Origin of the sequence: Rhodococcus sp. 4CII, from assembly GCF_014256275.1 — a bacterium.
GTDB classification, from domain to species: Bacteria; Actinomycetota; Actinomycetes; order Mycobacteriales; family Mycobacteriaceae; genus Rhodococcus_F; species Rhodococcus_F wratislaviensis_A.
Window position 1 is genome coordinate 4196748 of sequence record NZ_JACCFE010000002.1, and the last position, 16739, is coordinate 4213486.

Consider the following 16739-nt stretch of genomic DNA (forward strand, 5'->3'; position numbering starts at 1 on the left):
CGTCCGGTGACAGCCGCTCCGGCATTTGGACTGACCATAATTCCCGTGGGCGGATACGGCAAGGGTCTCGCCTCAGGGGCGACTCGGAAATGGGTCACGCGACGTGCCGGTGCGGGATGGCGTCACCCGCACCGGCACGAACCGGCTACGCCTGGGCGGGAACCCGGGTGTCGTAGGGGTCCGCGGTGTCGCTGGTGCCGATCCAGTCGAGGATTTCCTCGGTGTGCTGCCCGAGGACCGGCGGGGGAGCATGCTCGGTCCGCACCAGTGACTGGCCGTCGGCGTTCTCCATCCGCAGCGACGGGCCGGGCAGTTGCACGGGACCGACGACGGGGTGCTCGACTTCGAGCAGCAGTCCCTGGCTGCGGGTCTGCTCCCACTCGTAGACCTCGTCGATGGTGCGGATCGATCCCGCAGGCACGCCGGCAGATTCGAGGGCGGCGAGCACGTCGGCTCGGGTGCGGTTGGTGAAATCCGCTTCGATGGCGGCGATCAGCTTGTCGCGGTTGGCAACCCGGTCCCGGTTGACGCTGAACTGCGGATCGTTCGCCGACAACCCGGCGACGGGCGCGAATTTGGCCCAGATCGCCTCGCTGCCGACCGCGATCTGCACGAACCCGTCCCCGCACCGGAACGACCCGTACGGGGCGATCTGCGGGTGGTGGTTGCCGGACCGCTGGGCGACCTGGCCGCCGACCGTCCACTTGGTGCCCTGGAAGGTGTGGGCGCTGACCGCCGCGGCCAGCAGCGAGGTGCGCACCACCATGCCCTTGCCGGTCTTCTCCCGGTTGGCCAGCGCCGCCGACACGCCGGCGGTCCCGTGGACGCCGGCGAGCACGTCCGCGATCGGCACGCCGATGCGGGTGGGCTCACCGTCCGGGGTTCCGGTGACCGACATCAGCCCGGCCTCGCCCTGGGCGATCTGGTCGTAGCCGGGCCGCGATCCTTCCGGACCGTCGTGCCCGAACCCGGTGATCGACAACGTGATCAGCCGCGGGTTCAGTTCTTCGAGCACGTCGGCCGGGAACCCGAGGCGGTCGAATGCGCCGGGCCGGAGGTTCTCGATCAGGACGTCCGCGCGGCGGATCAGCCGTCGCAGCGCGTCCTTGCCGTCCTCCGTCTTGAGGTCGAGGACGATCGATTCCTTGTTCCGGTTGGCCGACATGAAGTACGACGACTGGGGGTCGTCGTCGGGTCCGACGAACGGCGGCCCCCAGGTGCGGGAGTCGTCGCCGGTGCCGGGTGCTTCGACCTTGATCACGCGGGCGCCGAGGTCGCCGAGCATCATCGCGGCGATCGGGCCGGCCAATGCGCGGGAGAGGTCGAGGACGAGGATGTCGCTGAGTGGTCCGACAGTCATGATGCGTTGCCCTCTCAGAGTGTGCGCAGGCGCACGTTGACCTGCTTGGTCTGGGTGAAGCCGGCGATCATGCCCTCGAGGGAGACCTCACGGCCGAGTCCGCTCTGCTTGTATCCGCCGTAGGACTGGCCGACCATCTGGCCGCCGCCCTGGTTCACCTGCACCCAGCCGGTTTCCAGGGCGTGCGCGGTGGACAGGGCGAGGTCGAGGTTGTGCGTCCACACGTAGGCGGCGAGGCCGTAGTGGGAGTCGTTGGCCATCGCGATGACGTCGGCGTGATCGGTCCACGGGATCGCGACGAGCGCGGGTCCGAAGATCTCCTCCCGCGACAGACGCCAGGAGTTGTCGGCGCCCGAGAACACGGTCGGGCCCATGTAGTAGCCGTCGGAGTTGCCGACCTTGCCGGGGGAGCCGTCGAGGACGGTGGAGACCTTCGTCGAGCTCAGTCCGTCGTCGAGGAATCCGCACACCGACGCGAACTGCTTGTCGTTGATGATCGCGCCCATGTCGGTGGCCTCGTCCAGCGGGTTGCCGACCGTCAGGCCGTCCAGGGTGGTGACGAGCCGGTCGAGGACCTGGTCGTAGATGTCCTGGTGCAGGAACAGGCGGGAGCCGGCGGTGCAGCTCTGGCCCTGCCGGTGTACGCGCGTCGAGAGCAGCAGCTGGTTGATGAAATCGTCGTCGACGGTGACGTCGGGGAAGACGATCGAGGGATTCTTGCCACCGAGTTCGAGGGAGACGTGCGCCAGGCGGCCGCCGGCCTCGCGGGCCACGTGGCGGCCGACCTCGGTGGACCCGGTGAAGGAAACCTTGTCGACGGCCGGGTGCTGCACGAGTGCTTCACCGGCAACCCGGCCGGATCCGGTGATGACGTTGAGGACACCGGCGGGCAGGTACTCGGCGCAGATCTCGGCGAGCAGCAGGACGCTGAGCGGGGCAGCCTCGGCGGCCTTGACGACAACGGTGTTACCGGCGACAAGGGCGGCGGGAATCTTGAAGCCGGCGATCATCAGCGGGGAGTTCCACGGCAGGATGCAGCCGATCACGCCGAGCGGCTCCTGCCGCGAGTACTGCAGCTGGTCGTCCCCGGCGGGCAGTACGGTGCCCTTGATCTCGCCGGCGACGCCGGAGAAGTAGCGGAACAGGTTCGCCAGGGTGGTGACCTCGGGGCGGGCCTGGGTGCGCAGCGCGTTGCCGGTGTCCAGCGCCGTGAGGCGAGCGAGCTCCTCGGAGCGGGCGTCGATGGCGTCGGCGATCTGCGCCAGGACTCGGGCACGGGCGGTGAAATGCTGCGAACGCCACTGCGGGAACGCCTGACGCGCGGCGCGCACCGCGCGATCGACGTCCGCCGCGTCGGAGGAGGGAACCCGGCCGATGACGTGCTCACGCAGGACCGGGGTCGTCACGTCCGTCCACTCGCCGGACTGCGCTTCCACCCACGCGCCGTCGACGAACATCGGGTAGTCGCGGGCCTCGGGAATGCCGAGTTCGGTTACGGAGGTTTGGGTAGAGGTCATGGTGGGGCTCCTTGAGATCCGCTGCGCGGAATCGAAAGCGGGTGGTAACGGTCTGTGGTGCTCCGTCGCACGGGGCGAACCGGAACGGAAAATCTGGTGAACGTCAGGAACGGGGGTCTGCGTTGCCGGTGTCGGACAACGCCCACGGGTGCAGACCGGAGATGGCGCGCTGGTGAACGTCGTCGACGGTGCCGTGGGCCTGCACCTGGACGAGGATGGGGGCGTAATGGGCGAGCAGAGGCTGATTCTCGCCGTGGTAGACCCGGAGACGGTTGCGGATCACCGCTTCGTTGTCGTCGGCACGACCGCGTGCCAACATCCGGGTGACCACCTCCTCGTCCTCGACGACGAAATCGAGGACCGCATTGAGTTGGCTCAGTTGATCGTTGAGGATGTCGTCGAGGGCGATCGCCTGCTCCACGGTCCGCGGGAACCCGTCCAGGATGAATCCTGACGCCGCGTCGCCGTCGGAGAGGCGCTCGCGCACCATGTCGACGGTGACATCGCTCGGTACGAGTTCACCGGCATCGATGTACGACTTCGCGGTCTGCCCCAGCGGGGTGCCGACGGCCATGTTGTGGCGGAACAGGTCGCCGGTGGAGATGTGCGGAAGATCGAGTGCGGCCGAGAGCCGTTGTGCCTGAGTTCCTTTACCCGCTCCGGGAGGACCCATGAGGACGATGCGCACGAGCGGTTCCTTTCGTGGTTACGACTGCGCCGGTTCGGAGCCGAGCGCACCGGAGCGAATGGCCGTCACGATCGCGGAGAAGTCGCGACCGGGGCCGTCGTGGGTGACGAACTGCTCGTAGAGTTCGGCCGCCCGCCGCCCGAGGACGGTGTCTACGCCGTTGTCCGAAGCCGCGGCCTGTGCCAGCCGAAGATCCTTGAGCATGAGGGCGCTCGCGAAGCCACCCGCGTAGTCGCGGTTGGCCGGGCTCGTCGGAACCGGACCGGGGACGGGGCAATTCGTGCTCAACGCCCAGCACTGACCCGAGGCGGTGGACGAGACCTCGAACAGGGCCTGATCGGTCAACCCGAGCTTTTCGGCGAGCGCGAACGCCTCGCTGACCGCGATCATCGAGATTCCCAGGATCATGTTGTTGCAGATCTTCGCCGCCTGGCCGGCGCCGGAGTCGCCGCACCGGACGATGCGGGCCCCCATGACCTCGAGGAAGGGGGTGGCGTGGTCGACCGACTCGGCCGGGCCCCCGACCATGAAGGTGAGGGTTCCGCCGTCGGCGGCGCCGGTGCCACCGGAGACAGGGGCGTCCACGGCCCGATGGCTGGCGCTCACGGCCAGATCTGCGGCCGAACGCGCGTCTGCGACATCGATGGTCGAGCAGTCGAGGAAGAGGGTGCCGGGTGCTGCGGCGGCCACGAGATCGGCGTATACGTCGAGCACGTGCTTGCCGCTCGGCAGCATCGTGATGATCACGTCGGCGTCCCGCGCGGCATCGGTGACGGACGCCGCCGGCGTGATGCCGCGCGAGGCCGCCTTCTCCGCCGCGGTCGGCGCGGGATCGAAGCCGGTGACCGTGTGACCACCGGTCACCAGGTTCGTGGCCATGCCCAAGCCCATGTTCCCGAGACCGAGAAAGGCGATCTTGCTCATCGTGTCCTCCTAGCAGTGTGGCGCCCGAGAGTGCTGCAGCCGGATCGTGATCGGGAAACGACGAATTGCAGAAGTCTCAGAACAGGATTGGCCGTGCTCAGTTGCGCAGCGGGGCTGAATGCCAGTGTGCCGTGGACGTACGGGCGGGGGAATCATCTCTTTTGCAACGGGGTGGCGCATTTTTGCATCGCCGCAGGTAGGGCGCTTCGCGCCCCGTGCGCCCTTTTGGTAGCTGGAGCAACCAGAAAGGCGCACGGGCGGCGGAGCCGCCTACCGCGGCGCCATGCGCAAGGCACCGTCCATACGAATGGTCTCACCGTTGAGATAGTCGTGTTCGACGATCATCTGAGCGAGTTTCGCGTACTCGGCGGGCTGGGCCAGCCGCGACGGGAACGGCACTCCGGCCTCGAGACCCTGGCGGTACTCGTCGGTGACGCCGGCGAGCATCGGGGTGTCGACGATGCCGGGGGCGATGGTGTTGACCCGGATCCCGAACTGCGCCAGGTCGCGGGCGGCGGGAACGGTCATGCCGTGCACGCCACCCTTCGACGCCGAATACGCGATCTGTCCGACCTGGCCCTCGAACGCGGCAACGGACGCGGTGTTGATGACGACGCCACGCTGCCCCGACTCGTCGACGGTGTCCGTCTTCGCGATCGCGTCGGCGGCGAGGCGCATGACGTTGAACGTGCCGAGCAGGTTCACCGTAATGACGGTGCGGAACAGTTCGAGGTCGTGCGGACCCTTCTTCGACAGGATCCTGCTCGCCCAGCCGACACCGGCGCAGTTGACGACGATACGCAGCGGCACAGCCGATTCCACGATCTTGTCGATCGCGGCCTGGACCTCGTCGCCGCTGGTGACGTCGGTCGCGAGGAGGGTGACGCCGTCGGGGACGTTGTCACCGGCGCGCTCGATGGACTGCGGCAGGTCGAGTCCGAACACGGTGGCACCGGCGTCGGCGAGGCGCTTGGCGGTGGCGGCACCGAGGCCCGAGGCGGCCCCGGTGACCACGGCGGCGGAATGTGCGATCTTCACCTTTGAGGTTTCTCCTACTGTCGGTACAGGTCGACTACTTCAGTCGACCACACGGGTATTGGTCCGGAACGAGTGACGACGCCGAACTACCGATGGGTGAAGGCGGGCGACCGCTTCTCGACGAACGCGGTCATGCCTTCCTTCTGGTCCTCGGTGGCGAAGGTGGAGTGGAACACCCGGCGCTCGAAACGGATTCCCTCGGTGAGCGTGGTCTCGAAGGAGCGGTTGACTGCTTCCTTCGCCATCATCGCGACGGGCAGCGACATCTCGGCGACGGTCGTGGCGGTCTGCAGCGCGTCGTCGAACAGGTCGGCGGCGGGCACGATGCGGGCGACGAGTCCGGCGCGTTCGGCTTCCTCGGCGTCCATGTTCCGGCCGGTCAGGCACAGTTCCATCGCCTTGGCCTTGCCGACGGCGCGGGTGAGGCGCTGCGACCCACCGATGCCGGGGATGACACCGAGCTTGATCTCGGGCTGACCGAACTTGGCCGTGTCGGCGGCGAGGAGGATGTCGCACATCATCGCGAGTTCGCACCCACCGCCGAGGGCGTAGCCGGCGACCGCGGCGATGATCGGTTTGCGGGCTGCGGCGATGCGATCTCCGATGGAGAAGAAGTCGGAGAGGTAGACGTCCATGTACGTCTTGGTCTGCATCTCCTTGATGTCCGCGCCGGCCGCGAAGGCGCGGTCGGATCCGGTGAGGAGGATGGCACCGATCTCGCTGTCGCCGTCGAGGTCTTCGATCGCCGTGACGAGTTCACGGAGAAGTTGGGAATTCAACGCGTTCAGTGCTTTCGGACGGTTGAGGGTGATGATCCCGACCCGTCCCTTGCGGTCGAGGAGGATGGTCTCGAAGTCGGTCACTGCTGTGCTCCGGTCGTCGTGGTGGGGTGGGGGAGACCGAGTTCGAGGTCTCCGAGTGGTGTGAAGAACTGTGCGACGTCGTCGTCGTGCACGTCGTCGATGGACGGGGGTGACCACTGCGGGTTGCGGTCCTTGTCGACGACCTGCGCCCGGATGCCCTCGACCAGGTCGGGGGAGTTCAGGCAGGCCACCGACACCCGGAACTCGTCGTTGAGGACCTCCTCGAGGCTGCCCGCCCGCCGCGCCCGCCGCAACGAGGCCAGGGTCACCGCGCACGCGGTCGGCGACTTCGACCGCACCTGCCCGGCCGCCTTCACCGCCTCCGGCACCGCACTGTTCTCGAGCCGGGACACGATCTCCGCGACACTGTCGGCGGAATACGCGGCGTCGATCCAGCCCTGCTGGGCCAGCAACTCCGACGCCGGGGCCGGCTCGGCGTACGCGTCGAGCGCCTCCTGCACCGACGTCGACGCCAACGCCTCGATGAATGCGGTGATCTTCCCCGACGGGACGAAGTGGTCGGCGAACCCGCACGCGATCGCATCGCCGGCGCTGAGCCGGGCCGTCGTCAACGCGATGTGGGTACCCAACTCGCCCGGGGTGCGGGCCAGCAGAAAGGTGCCCCCGACATCGGGGACGAACCCGATCCCGGTCTCGGGCATCCCGATCATCGACCGCTCGGTCACGATCCGGACGCTGCCGTGCGCCGACACCCCGACCCCGCCGCCCATCACGATGCCGTCCATGATCGCCACATACGGTTTCGGATAGTTCGCGATCACCGCGTTGAGGACGTACTCGTCGCGCCAGAACTCCCGGGACCCGGTGCCGCCGTCCTGCGCGTCGTGGTAGATCGACACGATGTCCCCGCCCGCGCACAACCCGCGGTCCCCGGCGCCGGTGATCAGCACCGCCCGCACCGCATCATCGCCGGACCACCGATCCAGGGCGGCCGCGATCTGCCGGACCATCGAGTGGTTGAGGGCGTTGATCGCCTTCGGCCGGTTCAGCACGATCCGGCCCAGCCCGTCGTGGCTGTCGATCAGCACATCCGGCCGCATGGTGGTGGTGTCGGTCATGCCGCTCCCTTTCCGTGTCCGGCGACGACGCTGCGGGCGATGACCACCCGCATGATCTCGTTGCTGCCTTCGAGGATCTGGTGCACCCGCAGGTCCCGGACGATCTTCTCGATTCCGTACTCGGCAAGATAGCCGTACCCGCCGTGCAGCTGCAGCGCCCGGTTCGCGACCTCGAACCCGGTGTCGGTGGCGAACCGCTTCGCCATCGCACACAACTCCACCACCTCCGGGGCGCCCTCGTCGAGGGCCGCCGCCGCCCGCCACAACAACGTCCGCGCGGCCTCGAGTTCGGTGCGCATGTCCGCCAACTGGAACTGCAACGCCTGCGACTCGAGCAGCGGCGCCCCGAACGCCTTCCGGTCCGCCAAATAGGCGACCGCCTTGTCCAGCGCCGCCTGCCCACCGCCGACCGAGCAGGCCGCGATGTTCAACCGGCCCCCGTTCAGGCCGGCCATCGCGATCCGGAACCCACCGCCCTCCGCACCGAGCAGATTCGCCGCCGGCACCCGGACGCCGTCGAAGATCACCTGCCGGGTCGGTTGGGCGTTCCAGCCCATCTTCACCTCGTTCGGCCCGAACGACAGCCCCGCCGAGTCCTTCGGCACGATGAACGCCGAGATCCCCCGCGGTCCGCGGTCGCCGGTGCGGGCCATCACCACATACACATCCGACGCCCCGGCCCCGGAGATGAACTGCTTGACCCCGGTGAGCACGTAGTCGTCGCCGTCGCGGACCGCCTTCGTGCTCAGCGCCGCCGCATCCGACCCGGCCCCGGGTTCGGTCAGGCAGTAGCTGCCCAGCTGATCCATCGCACACAACCCCGGCACCCAGGTGCGGCGCTGCTCGTCGGTGCCGAACCGGTCGATCATCCAGGTCACCATGTTGTGGATGGACATGTAGGCGGCGATCGACGGACACCCCGTCGCCAACGCCTCGAAGATGCGGGCCGCATCGACCCGGGTCAGCTCCGACCCACCCACATCCTCCCGGACATAGATCCCGCCCATCCCCAGCGACGCCGCCTTCCGCAGCACATCCACCGGAAAATGCTTCTTCTGATCCCACTCCACCGCATACGGCGCGAGATGCTCGGCCGCGAAATCACGAGCAGTGTCGCGAATCGCCCGCTCGTCATCGGACAACGTGAACATACGAATCGATCCTTTCAGATCAGGTAAGTTGGAAGTACTATAGTTGGACATCCATGCAATAATCCAGTTGTACTTTCATCTGCCATCGAATGCAGGCGGAAACGGCGAGGAGGCCCCATGAGCACTGCTCGCGACACGCTGGAGTGCGATGACGCATCGGATCTGTCGGCCACCACGTTGGTCGCGGCCGTGCTGCAGGCGCAGAAGACGATCTTGCGTCAACTCGATGCCGTGCTGAGCCCGCTGGGGTTGTCCTTCCCGCGATACGAAGTTCTCGCGCTGGTGGGTGCCGCTCCCGACGGCGTCGTTCCGATGGTCCGCCTGTGGCGGACCCTCGATCGGCATCCGACGACCATCGGATCGCTGGTCGATCGGCTCGAGGGGGCGGGTCTGGTCACCCGGGCCACCAATCGCGCCGACCGGCGCGAGACGCTCGTGACGATCACCGACAAGGGTCGCGGCACGGCGTCGTCGGCGGCGCGTGCCATCGATCAGGTCCCCGTGGCGGACGCGGACCTCATGCGCCGACTGAGCGTCGATCTGCGCACGTTGATTGCCTGCTCGGCAGCCGAGGCCGCGATCGGTGACAGACCCCCGAACTCGCCTCTCGGGCAACGTGACGCGAAGCGCGCCGCATCATGACCGGCATCGGCGCGGAGGGAACCACGGGAGCACGAGTCGACGGCGGGAATTCGCCCGTCAAGCCCGCCGTCATCGATGCCCGTAGTATCCGGTCCGACGATCTCCGGTTTCTGCTCGCGGTCGCGCGCAGTGGACGACGCAGATCGGCCGCGATGGATCTCGGCGTCGACCACACCACGGTCTCACGCCGGGTGCGGGCCCTGGAGAAGGCGTTGGGAGTCCGCCTGCTGCAACGCAGCGCCGACGGCTGGGAATTGACCGACGTCGGGCGGTCGGTGGCGGAGAAGGCACGACTGATCGAGGAGGCCGTCCAGGAGACCGCAGACGTCGTCTCCGGCATCAGCGAGAACCCCCTCCGCGGAACCATTCGGGTCACCGCTCCGGACGGATTCGGGCCGATGTTCGTCGCTCCCGCGCTGGCGAAGTTGCGCATGAACCACCCGCACCTCGTCGTGGAATTAATTACAGCAACAAGGCAATTGAACCTCCAGCCCGCGGGATTCGATATCGCGGTCGCGGTCGGAACACCCATCAGCAGCCGGCTCGTGTCCGAACGGATCTGCTACTACTCGCTGGGTCTGTACGGCAGCGAAGAATACCTGCGCGACTACGGTGAGCCGACCACGATGGACGAGTTGACGGCGCATCCGCTGATCTTCTTCGTCGATTCCCTGTTGCAGGTCGGTGACCTCGACCTCCAGCGTCACCTGCCCGGGGTGACCGCAAAATTCATGTCCACCAATATCTTCGCGCACCTCTCCGCCACCCGCGCGGGCGGCGGCATCGGCCTGTTGCCGGCATTCATGGCCGACCAGCACCCCGACCTGCGGCGCATCATGGCCGATACGGTCGACGTCCGGCTGGCCTTCTCGCTCGCCGCGCGCCGGGAAAGTTTGACCAACCCCGCCGTGCAGGCTGTGCGGCGAGTGCTGCACGAAGAAATCCTCCGGCGAAAAGACGAACTGCTGCCGAGCCGCACGAAGACCGGGTGACTCGTCGGTCGTCCGCTCTCCCGTCCGATGCGGGACAATCGGCGGATGGAATTGACGCTGATCGCGGCGTGGTCGTAGCCAGCATCGTTGCCGTCGCAGCCTTTTCGCAGCGCCTCGGGCCGGCCGCTCCGCTGAGTCTCGTCGTCGTCGGAATCGGTCTGAGATTCGTGCCCGCAGTTCCGGACGTCGAGATCGAGCCCGAGTGGATCCTCGCCGGGGTGCTCCCTCCGCTGCCGTCACCATGCCGGCTCAGGACTTTCGCCGGAACTTCAAGGCGATCAGCGGGCTCGCGGTTCTGCTGGTGGTCGTGACCACGGTCGGTGCCGTCATCGGACTCGTCAACGTGCGGGTCCGCGGTTGGTTCAACGACACGGTGCTCAACACCGCCGTCTCGTTCGTCCTCCCGTTCGTCGCCTGCTCGAGTCCGCCATCTTCCTCGTCATGGGTCTGAGCCTCGAGCGCCTCCTCGACGAGGTGCAGGATGCCGGTCTGCCGTCGGGGCAGGGCCTGCTGATCGGGCTCGCGGCAACCGCATTGGTGATCGCCGTCCGGATGCTGTTCGTGGTGCCGCTCGTCGCGATGCTCGAGCGTGGCGAACGACGCGCCGCCGAGCATCTCCCACGACACCCGGCGCGAGGAATACCTGCGCCTGCGACTGCTCACCATCTCCGCGGAACGCGGCGTGTACAGCTCGCAAACTCTCAACGCGGCACAGCGACCCCTCGACCTCGAAGAAACCCGACTCCAGTCGATGAGCGAACGACCCTCACGGGGATTCGCCGCAGCGCCCACGCAGCTGTGCGAGACTCGACACCGTAAGTTGGCGCGCGAAAACCACCGTATGATGCGGAGGGCAACGATGGTGCGTTCGGTCTTCGGGGACGATTCGGCCGAGGGCGCGCGAGAGGTGTACACGCGCATCCGTGCCGCCCACCTGCATGAGGTGCAGGCAGCTCTCGAAGACCACGTCGCGCGGCTGGAGTGGACGCGTCAGCAGATCGAGCGGTACCGAGACCAGCGGCTGCGTGCCCTCCTCGCCTTCGCCGCTGAGCGGTCGCCGTTTCACGCGCGCCGATTGCGTGGTCTCGATCCCTCCTCTGCCACGGTTGCCGACCTCGCCCGGTTACCGATGATGACCAAACGCGACGCGCAGGACGAGTGGGATGCCATCGTCACGGTGGCCGACCTGGACCGGCAGGGCGCCGAACGCACACTGGCTGAGCAGCAATGGTTTTCGTACACACGAGGGGGGCAGCAGATCTTCAGCTCGGGTGGATCCAGCGGCGTGCGCGGCGTGTACGTGTGGGATTGGGACTTCTTCGTCTCCGCCGGATGCCTGGCCTGGCGGACGCAGGCGCGGGAGGAGCGTCGCGGGCAATCGATGCCGGGTGCGCGCCTCGCCGTGCTGACGGCGGGCGGTCCACCGCATGCGAGCACACCGTTGTTCGATGTGCCGACCGCGCCGGGGATGAGCACGGTCGTGATTCCGGCGGGCGCACCGTTCGACGAGGTCCTCGCGACCGTGGCGGCCGCGCGACCCACCCACCTCGTCGGCTATGCGACGGTGATCGGGCGCCTGGCCCGCGCCGCGGTGGCCGGTGAACTGCGCATCAGTCCGGTGCGGGTGAGCACCAACTCCGAACCGCTGCTCGAGGAGGATCGGAACGCGATTCGCGAGGCGTGGAACGTGCCCGTGCACAACCTGTGGGGATCGACCGAGATCGGGGTGCAGGCGGTGGGGTGCGGGCACGGCGAGGGGCTCCATGTCTGCGAGGACGAGGTCGTCCTCGAACGTGTCGACGAGAACGGGGCGCCGGTCGCCCCCGACGCGCCCGCCGCACGCACGCTGGCCACCGGCCTCGCCAACCGCACGTTTCCGTTCATTCGCTACGACCTCGGGGACCAGGTCACTTGGTTGCCCGGCACGTGTCCGTGCGGAAGCGCCTTCGCGCGCCTGGCCGACATCGGCGGCCGGCGCGACGACGATTTTCGCTTCCCGACGTGCACGATCCCCGCGAGCGTCTTCCGGCACGTCCTCGGCACGGATCCGCACGTGTCCGAATATCAGGTCCGGCAGACCGGAGCGGGCGCGGACATCCTCGCCGTCGGCGCCCCCGACGTGGACCGGTTGACGCAGTTGGTAGTCGCCGCGGTGCGACGGCACGGTCTGAGCGATCCGAAGATTGCGATCCGGGTCGTCGACCGTCTCGAACGTCACCAGGCCACGGGGAAGCTGCCGCGATTCATCCCATTGCGGTGAGCCGATCGAGTGCGGCGAGCGTCGCCGCCTCGACGGTCATCACGACGAACTCCCGTCGTCGGGCGTCCCGCTCGCGCCGATCCGGCGGCGGGGTCGTGAACAGCTGGTCCGCGGTCTGGAGCGCGACCCATCCGTCGACGAGGGTTATCACGCTGATCAGCAGATCCTGGGCGGCGGTCTCGGAAAGTTCGGGCACCGCCTCCCGGGCGGCGGATACCAGTGACTGCGCGTGCCGCCGCCGTGATTCCTCCGCGACCGGTGTCTCGAGTTCGAGGCCCTCCCAGAACAGCAGGCGGGAGAAGGCGGGGTGCGCGCGCTGGTGATCGAATCTGCGGCCGGCGTAGTCGGCGATGGCCGAGGCCCCGCGACCGGAGAGTGCGACCGCGGCCAGGGACGTCGCCAGTTCGCGCTCGAGAACGGCACTGAAGAACGCTTCCTTCTTCCCGAAGTACTGGTAGATGCGCTCCTTGTTGACGCCCGCCTTCTCGGCGATCCGGTCGACGCGCGCACCGGACAGTCCGAACGCGCTGAACTCGGTGACACCCGCCTCGAGCAGAAGTCGCTTGGTTCGTGCGGTGTCCCATGCCATGGGCCGATCCTAGGGCAATCTCCAACTGTTTGGTTGCAAGTGGGCAGTCCGTCCCCTACGCTGCAAACCGCAACTATATGGTTGGAGTTTCCTCGAGGAGGGCTGCCGCAGGATGGAATGTCTCGCACTCGCCTCTGCCGTGGTCGAACTACTCGCACCCACCGCGGTACGGGGCAGCAGTCAGGCTGGACGTCACCACGAGTCCGTCCCGGTCGCCGCCCCGTCCGTCCACGTCAGGGTCGCGGTCACCTGGGTGTCCATCTTCCCGCTCGTCACGCTGGGGATGACCGCGATGACGTTGCTGGGTCCGCGTGCGGCCGCCTGGCCCACCTGGTTGCGCGCGTTGATGCTCACCGGCGTCGTCGTTCCCACCGCGGTGTATCTCGTGGTGCCCCGGGTGCTGGCCCTGTCTATCCGGTTGACCACCCGGCGGCACCGTCGCGCGGCGGAGTACTGCGACCGAGCGCCCTACGCCTGAGGAACGCGCAGGATCAGCGCGTCGCCCTGTCCGCCGCCGCCGCAGAGCGCGACCGCGCCGGTGCCCCCGCCGCGGCGCTGCAATTCGAGGGCGAGGTGCAGGGTGATCCGGGCGCCGGACATGCCGATGGGGTGCCCGAGCGCGATGGCGCCGCCGTTGACGTTGACCCGGTCGGGGTCGACGCCGAGTTCGCGGGTGGAGGCGATCCCGACCGCGGCGAACGCCTCGTTGATCTCGATCAGATCCAGCTCGGCGGGTGAGATGCCTGCTGCGTCACAGGCTTTCGAGATGGCGCCGGACGGCTGGAACTGCAGACCCGAATCCGGCCCGGCGACCATGCCGTGCTCGCCGATCTCCGCCAGCCAGGTCAAGCCTTCTGCCTCGGCGCGTTCCTTGCTCATCACCACCACGGCGCACGCGCCGTCGTTGATCGTCGACGCGTTGCCCGCGGTCACCGTGCCGCCGTCCCGGAAGGCGCCGCGCAGTCGCGCCAGGGTCTCGGCGGTGGTGTCGGGGCGGATGCCCTCGTCGCGGCGCAACCAGGTGCTCTCACCCCGGCGGGCGGGGATCTCGACGGGGACGACCTCGTCGTCGAAGATTCCGTTGTCCCAGGCCTTGGCCGCCAACTGGTGCGAGCGGGCCGCGAACGCGTCCTGGTCCTCGCGGGCGATGACGTCCTTGTCGTTGCCGGCCTCGGTGAGCAGGCCCATCGGCTGATCGGTGAACGCGTCGTGCAGACCGTCGAGGGCCATGTGGTCGACGAGGGTGACGTCGCCGTACTTGAAGCCGCCCCGGGACCCGGGCAGCAGATGCGGTGCCCGGCTCATCGACTCCATGCCGCCGGCGACGATCACGTCGAACGCGCCGGACCGGATGAACTGGTCGGCGAGGATGATCGACTCGACCCCCGACAGACACACCTTGTTGATGTTCAGCGACGGCGTGCTCATCGGAATCCCAGCCTTCGCGGCGGCCTGACGGGCCGGCATCTGCCCGGCGCCGGCGGTCAGCACCTGACCCATGATGACGTACTGCACGCGGTCCGGGGCGACACCGGCCTTGCCGAGCGCCGCCTCGATGGCGATGGCGCCGAGGTCGGCGCCGGAGAACCCGGCGAGGGAGCCCTGCAGCCGGCCGATCGGAGTGCGGGCGCCGGCGACGATCACGGAGGTGGTCATGTGCGAAAAGGCCTTTCGGGTGTGGGTTCGTCAGTTCGCGGCGAGGGTGCGGCTGATGACGAGACGCTGAATCTGGTTGGTGCCCTCGAAGATCTGGGTGATCTTCGCTTCGCGCATGTACCGCTCCACGCGGAAGTCGCGGGTGTAGCCGTAGCCGCCGAGCACCTGGACGGCGTCGGTGGTGACCTTCATGGCGGCGTCGGTGGCGACGAGCTTGGCGACGGACGCGTTGCGGGAGTACGGCAGTCCGGCGTCGCGGCGGCGGGCGGCGTCGATGTACGTGGCGCGCGCGGAGTCGACGGCGGCGGCCATGTCGGCGAGCAGGAAGCCGAGGCCCTGGTGGTCGATGATCTTCTTGCCGAACGCGGTCCGCTCCTGGGCGTAGGCGACGGCCTCGTCGAGCGCGGCCTGGGCGAGACCGACGGCGACCGCGGCGATGCCCAACCGGCCGGAATCGAGTGCGCTGAAAGCGATCTGCAGACCCTGCCCCTCGGCGCCGATGCGTCGTTCCGAGGGCACGAAGGCGTCGTCGTAGTGCGCGGACGTCGTCGGCACGGCGTGCAGGCCCATCTTCTCCTCGGGCTTGCCGAACGTGAGCCCCTCGGTGTCCTTCGGGACCAGGAAGCAGGAGATGCCCTTCGATCCCTCACCGGTGCGGGCGAAGAGGTTGTAGAAATCGGCGATGCCGCCGTGGGTGATCCACGCCTTCGCGCCGTTGACGACGTATCCGTCGTCGGTCGCGGCGGCCTTGCACGCCAGTGCGGCGGCGTCGGATCCGGCCTGCGGCTCGGACAGGCTGTACGCGCCGATGGTGTTGCCGCCGAGCATGTCCGGGAGCCACCGCTGCTTCTGCTCGTCGGTGCCGAACGCCATCAACGGGTGGCAGGCGAGGCTGTGGACGCTCACCGCGACCGCGACGGCGGCCCAACGGGCGGCGATCTCCTCGAGCACCTGCAGGTACACCTCGTAGGGCTGCGCGCCGCCGCCCCACTCCTCCGGGTACGGCAGGCTCAGCAGTCCGGCCTCGCCGAGGGTGGCGAACACGCCCTCGGGGTAGGTCTCGGACTTCTCGTGCTCGTCGACGATCGGCGTCAGGACCTTGTCGGCGACGTCGCGCGTGAGCTGGATCAGATCACGGGCTTCGTCAGTAGGCAGCAAACGATCGACGGCCACGGTTTCTCCTCGCAGAAGGACTACGGAAAGCAGTACTGGATTACGACCCACAGTACTGATTACGGAATAGTACTGCAAGGCGCCTCCCAGTACTATTTCGGTCATGGAGCAGCCCACCCGACCCGGTTTCGCCACCCGACGGCGCACCCAGCTCTTCGACGCCCTCGTCGACCTCTTCCTGGACGAGGGGTTCGCGCACCTGACCCTCGACGAGATTGCGAACCGGCTGCGCTGCTCGAAGTCGACGCTGTACACGCTCGCCGGCAGCAAGGAACAGCTGGTCCGGGCCGCCACGGTGCACTTCTTCCGCCGCGCGACCGACGACGTCGAGTCGCGCATCGAGCCGATCACCGGGGCCCGCGAGCGGATCACCGCCTACCTGTCGGCCGTCGGCAATGCCCTCGCGGCCGCATCCGACCAGTTCATGGCCGACCTCGACGCCTTCCCGCCGGCGCGGGAGGTGTACGAACGGAACACGCGGTTCGCGGCGGCGCGGGTGCAGGAGCTCATCACCGAGGGTGTCGCCGGCGGGGACTTCCGCGACGTGCATGCCGCGTTCGCCGCCGACCTCGCCGCCACCATGATGGTGCGCATCCAGCAACGCGGGGTCCGCGACAGCACCGGACTCGACGACGCGCACGCGTACGCCGAACTCGCCGCCATTCTCACGGGCGGCATCAGCGCCTGAGCCGCATCACCGGGTTCGGGTGGCGAAGAGCGTCGTCGAGCAGCAGTTCCAGCCAGCCGCGGTCGCCAGTACTCACTGGTGTCTCTGCCCATGCATTCCCGGATTCGGTCGGTGAAATC

The 16739-nt window shown here is 68.1% G+C and carries 17 protein-coding genes; 5 read left to right on the top strand and 12 right to left on the bottom strand.

Annotated features, from left to right (window positions below; genetic code table 11):
• Nucleotides 1-145 precede the first annotated feature (145 nt).
• The 8 genes from H0B43_RS20190 to H0B43_RS20225 form a co-directional block, all read right to left on the bottom strand.
• Nucleotides 146-1360 carry a CaiB/BaiF CoA-transferase family protein gene (locus H0B43_RS20190; protein WP_185726327.1) on the bottom strand — a complete coding sequence of 405 codons (1215 nt, stop codon included), beginning with the start codon at nucleotides 1358-1360 and terminating at the stop codon, nucleotides 146-148.
• A 14-nt stretch (nucleotides 1361-1374) separates the two neighbouring features.
• Nucleotides 1375-2877 carry an aldehyde dehydrogenase family protein gene (locus H0B43_RS20195; RefSeq protein ID WP_185726326.1) on the bottom strand — a complete coding sequence of 501 codons (1503 nt, stop codon included), beginning with the start codon at nucleotides 2875-2877 and terminating at the stop codon, nucleotides 1375-1377.
• Between the two features lie 103 nt (nucleotides 2878-2980).
• On the bottom strand, nucleotides 2981-3565 hold the full coding sequence (locus tag H0B43_RS20200; protein ID WP_185726325.1) for an adenylate kinase: 585 nt from the start codon (nucleotides 3563-3565) through the stop codon (nucleotides 2981-2983).
• An 18-nt stretch (nucleotides 3566-3583) separates the two neighbouring features.
• Entirely contained in the window at nucleotides 3584-4489 is a 906-nt protein-coding gene (mmsB, locus tag H0B43_RS20205; RefSeq protein ID WP_185726324.1) for a 3-hydroxyisobutyrate dehydrogenase, read from the bottom strand.
• 270 nt (nucleotides 4490-4759) lie between these two features.
• The gene (locus tag H0B43_RS20210) at nucleotides 4760-5527 is read right to left on the bottom strand and encodes an SDR family NAD(P)-dependent oxidoreductase (protein WP_185726323.1); all 768 of its coding nucleotides are present in this window, start codon (nucleotides 5525-5527) and stop codon (nucleotides 4760-4762) included.
• 86 nt (nucleotides 5528-5613) lie between these two features.
• On the bottom strand, nucleotides 5614-6390 hold the full coding sequence (locus H0B43_RS20215) for an enoyl-CoA hydratase (protein ID WP_185726322.1): 777 nt from the start codon (nucleotides 6388-6390) through the stop codon (nucleotides 5614-5616).
• On the bottom strand, nucleotides 6387-7469 hold the full coding sequence (locus H0B43_RS20220; protein WP_252189751.1) for an enoyl-CoA hydratase/isomerase family protein: 1083 nt from the start codon (nucleotides 7467-7469) through the stop codon (nucleotides 6387-6389). The genes H0B43_RS20215 and H0B43_RS20220 overlap by 4 nt, the downstream gene beginning before the upstream one ends.
• Nucleotides 7466-8620, bottom strand: coding sequence for an isobutyryl-CoA dehydrogenase (locus H0B43_RS20225; RefSeq protein WP_185726321.1), 1155 nt, complete (start codon nucleotides 8618-8620; stop codon nucleotides 7466-7468). The genes H0B43_RS20220 and H0B43_RS20225 overlap by 4 nt, the downstream gene beginning before the upstream one ends.
• A 117-nt stretch (nucleotides 8621-8737) precedes the next feature.
• Between H0B43_RS20225 and H0B43_RS20230 the strand changes: the two genes are divergently transcribed.
• Together H0B43_RS20230 and H0B43_RS20235 are read left to right on the top strand one after the other, a co-directional pair.
• Nucleotides 8738-9262 (top strand): MarR family winged helix-turn-helix transcriptional regulator, encoded by a 525-nt coding sequence (locus H0B43_RS20230; protein ID WP_185726320.1) that lies wholly within the window; start codon nucleotides 8738-8740, stop codon nucleotides 9260-9262.
• A complete protein-coding gene (locus H0B43_RS20235) occupies nucleotides 9259-10254 on the top strand; it encodes a LysR family transcriptional regulator (protein WP_185726319.1) in 996 nt (331 codons plus the stop codon). The genes H0B43_RS20230 and H0B43_RS20235 overlap by 4 nt, the downstream gene beginning before the upstream one ends.
• 249 nt (nucleotides 10255-10503) lie before the next feature.
• On the opposite strand, the gene H0B43_RS20240 is transcribed toward H0B43_RS20235, so the two are convergent.
• Nucleotides 10504-10920, bottom strand: a complete 417-nt coding sequence (locus H0B43_RS20240) for a hypothetical protein (RefSeq protein ID WP_185726318.1) — start codon at nucleotides 10918-10920, stop codon at nucleotides 10504-10506.
• A gap of 193 nt (nucleotides 10921-11113) precedes the next feature.
• Here H0B43_RS20240 and H0B43_RS20245 point away from each other — a divergent pair, with 193 nt between their 5' ends.
• Complete coding sequence (locus tag H0B43_RS20245) at nucleotides 11114-12514, top strand: phenylacetate--CoA ligase family protein (RefSeq protein WP_185726317.1); 1401 nt, start codon at nucleotides 11114-11116, stop codon at nucleotides 12512-12514.
• On the opposite strand, the gene H0B43_RS20250 is transcribed toward H0B43_RS20245, so the two are convergent.
• The gene (locus H0B43_RS20250) at nucleotides 12498-13103 is read right to left on the bottom strand and encodes a TetR/AcrR family transcriptional regulator (RefSeq protein WP_185726316.1); all 606 of its coding nucleotides are present in this window, start codon (nucleotides 13101-13103) and stop codon (nucleotides 12498-12500) included. The two genes, H0B43_RS20245 and H0B43_RS20250, sit on opposite strands and share 17 nt — an antisense overlap.
• A 112-nt stretch (nucleotides 13104-13215) precedes the next feature.
• Between H0B43_RS20250 and H0B43_RS40930 the strand changes: the two genes are divergently transcribed.
• Nucleotides 13216-13581, top strand: a complete 366-nt coding sequence (locus H0B43_RS40930; RefSeq protein ID WP_213015200.1) for a hypothetical protein — start codon at nucleotides 13216-13218, stop codon at nucleotides 13579-13581.
• On the opposite strand, the gene H0B43_RS20260 is transcribed toward H0B43_RS40930, so the two are convergent.
• Complete coding sequence (locus tag H0B43_RS20260) at nucleotides 13572-14759, bottom strand: acetyl-CoA C-acetyltransferase (RefSeq protein ID WP_185726315.1); 1188 nt, start codon at nucleotides 14757-14759, stop codon at nucleotides 13572-13574. The genes H0B43_RS40930 and H0B43_RS20260 overlap by 10 nt on opposite strands.
• A 30-nt stretch (nucleotides 14760-14789) precedes the next feature.
• Nucleotides 14790-15932 carry an acyl-CoA dehydrogenase family protein gene (locus H0B43_RS20265; protein WP_185726314.1) on the bottom strand — a complete coding sequence of 381 codons (1143 nt, stop codon included), beginning with the start codon at nucleotides 15930-15932 and terminating at the stop codon, nucleotides 14790-14792.
• 103 nt (nucleotides 15933-16035) lie between these two features.
• On the opposite strand from H0B43_RS20265, the gene H0B43_RS20270 reads away from it, so the two are divergent.
• The gene (locus tag H0B43_RS20270; RefSeq protein ID WP_185726313.1) at nucleotides 16036-16620 is read left to right on the top strand and encodes a TetR/AcrR family transcriptional regulator; all 585 of its coding nucleotides are present in this window, start codon (nucleotides 16036-16038) and stop codon (nucleotides 16618-16620) included.
• Nucleotides 16621-16739 lie beyond the last annotated feature (119 nt).

Coding starts and splice junctions, on each gene's coding strand:
- H0B43_RS20250 (WP_185726316.1), bottom strand. CDS start 13,103: ATGGCATGGGACACCGCACGAACCAAGCGACTTCTGCTCGAGGCGGGT.
- H0B43_RS20220 (WP_252189751.1), bottom strand. CDS start 7,469: ATGACCGACACCACCACCATGCGGCCGGATGTGCTGATCGACAGCCAC.
- H0B43_RS20195 (WP_185726326.1), bottom strand. CDS start 2,877: ATGACCTCTACCCAAACCTCCGTAACCGAACTCGGCATTCCCGAGGCC.
- H0B43_RS20270 (WP_185726313.1), top strand. CDS start 16,036: ATGGAGCAGCCCACCCGACCCGGTTTCGCCACCCGACGGCGCACCCAG.
- H0B43_RS20240 (WP_185726318.1), bottom strand. CDS start 10,920: ATGGTGAGCAGTCGCAGGCGCAGGTATTCCTCGCGCCGGGTGTCGTGG.
- H0B43_RS20235 (WP_185726319.1), top strand. CDS start 9,259: ATGACCGGCATCGGCGCGGAGGGAACCACGGGAGCACGAGTCGACGGC.
- H0B43_RS20230 (WP_185726320.1), top strand. CDS start 8,738: ATGAGCACTGCTCGCGACACGCTGGAGTGCGATGACGCATCGGATCTG.
- H0B43_RS20245 (WP_185726317.1), top strand. CDS start 11,114: ATGGTGCGTTCGGTCTTCGGGGACGATTCGGCCGAGGGCGCGCGAGAG.
- H0B43_RS20225 (WP_185726321.1), bottom strand. CDS start 8,620: ATGTTCACGTTGTCCGATGACGAGCGGGCGATTCGCGACACTGCTCGT.
- H0B43_RS20260 (WP_185726315.1), bottom strand. CDS start 14,759: ATGACCACCTCCGTGATCGTCGCCGGCGCCCGCACTCCGATCGGCCGG.
- H0B43_RS40930 (WP_213015200.1), top strand. CDS start 13,216: ATGGAATGTCTCGCACTCGCCTCTGCCGTGGTCGAACTACTCGCACCC.
- mmsB (WP_185726324.1), bottom strand. CDS start 4,489: ATGAGCAAGATCGCCTTTCTCGGTCTCGGGAACATGGGCTTGGGCATG.
- H0B43_RS20190 (WP_185726327.1), bottom strand. CDS start 1,360: ATGACTGTCGGACCACTCAGCGACATCCTCGTCCTCGACCTCTCCCGC.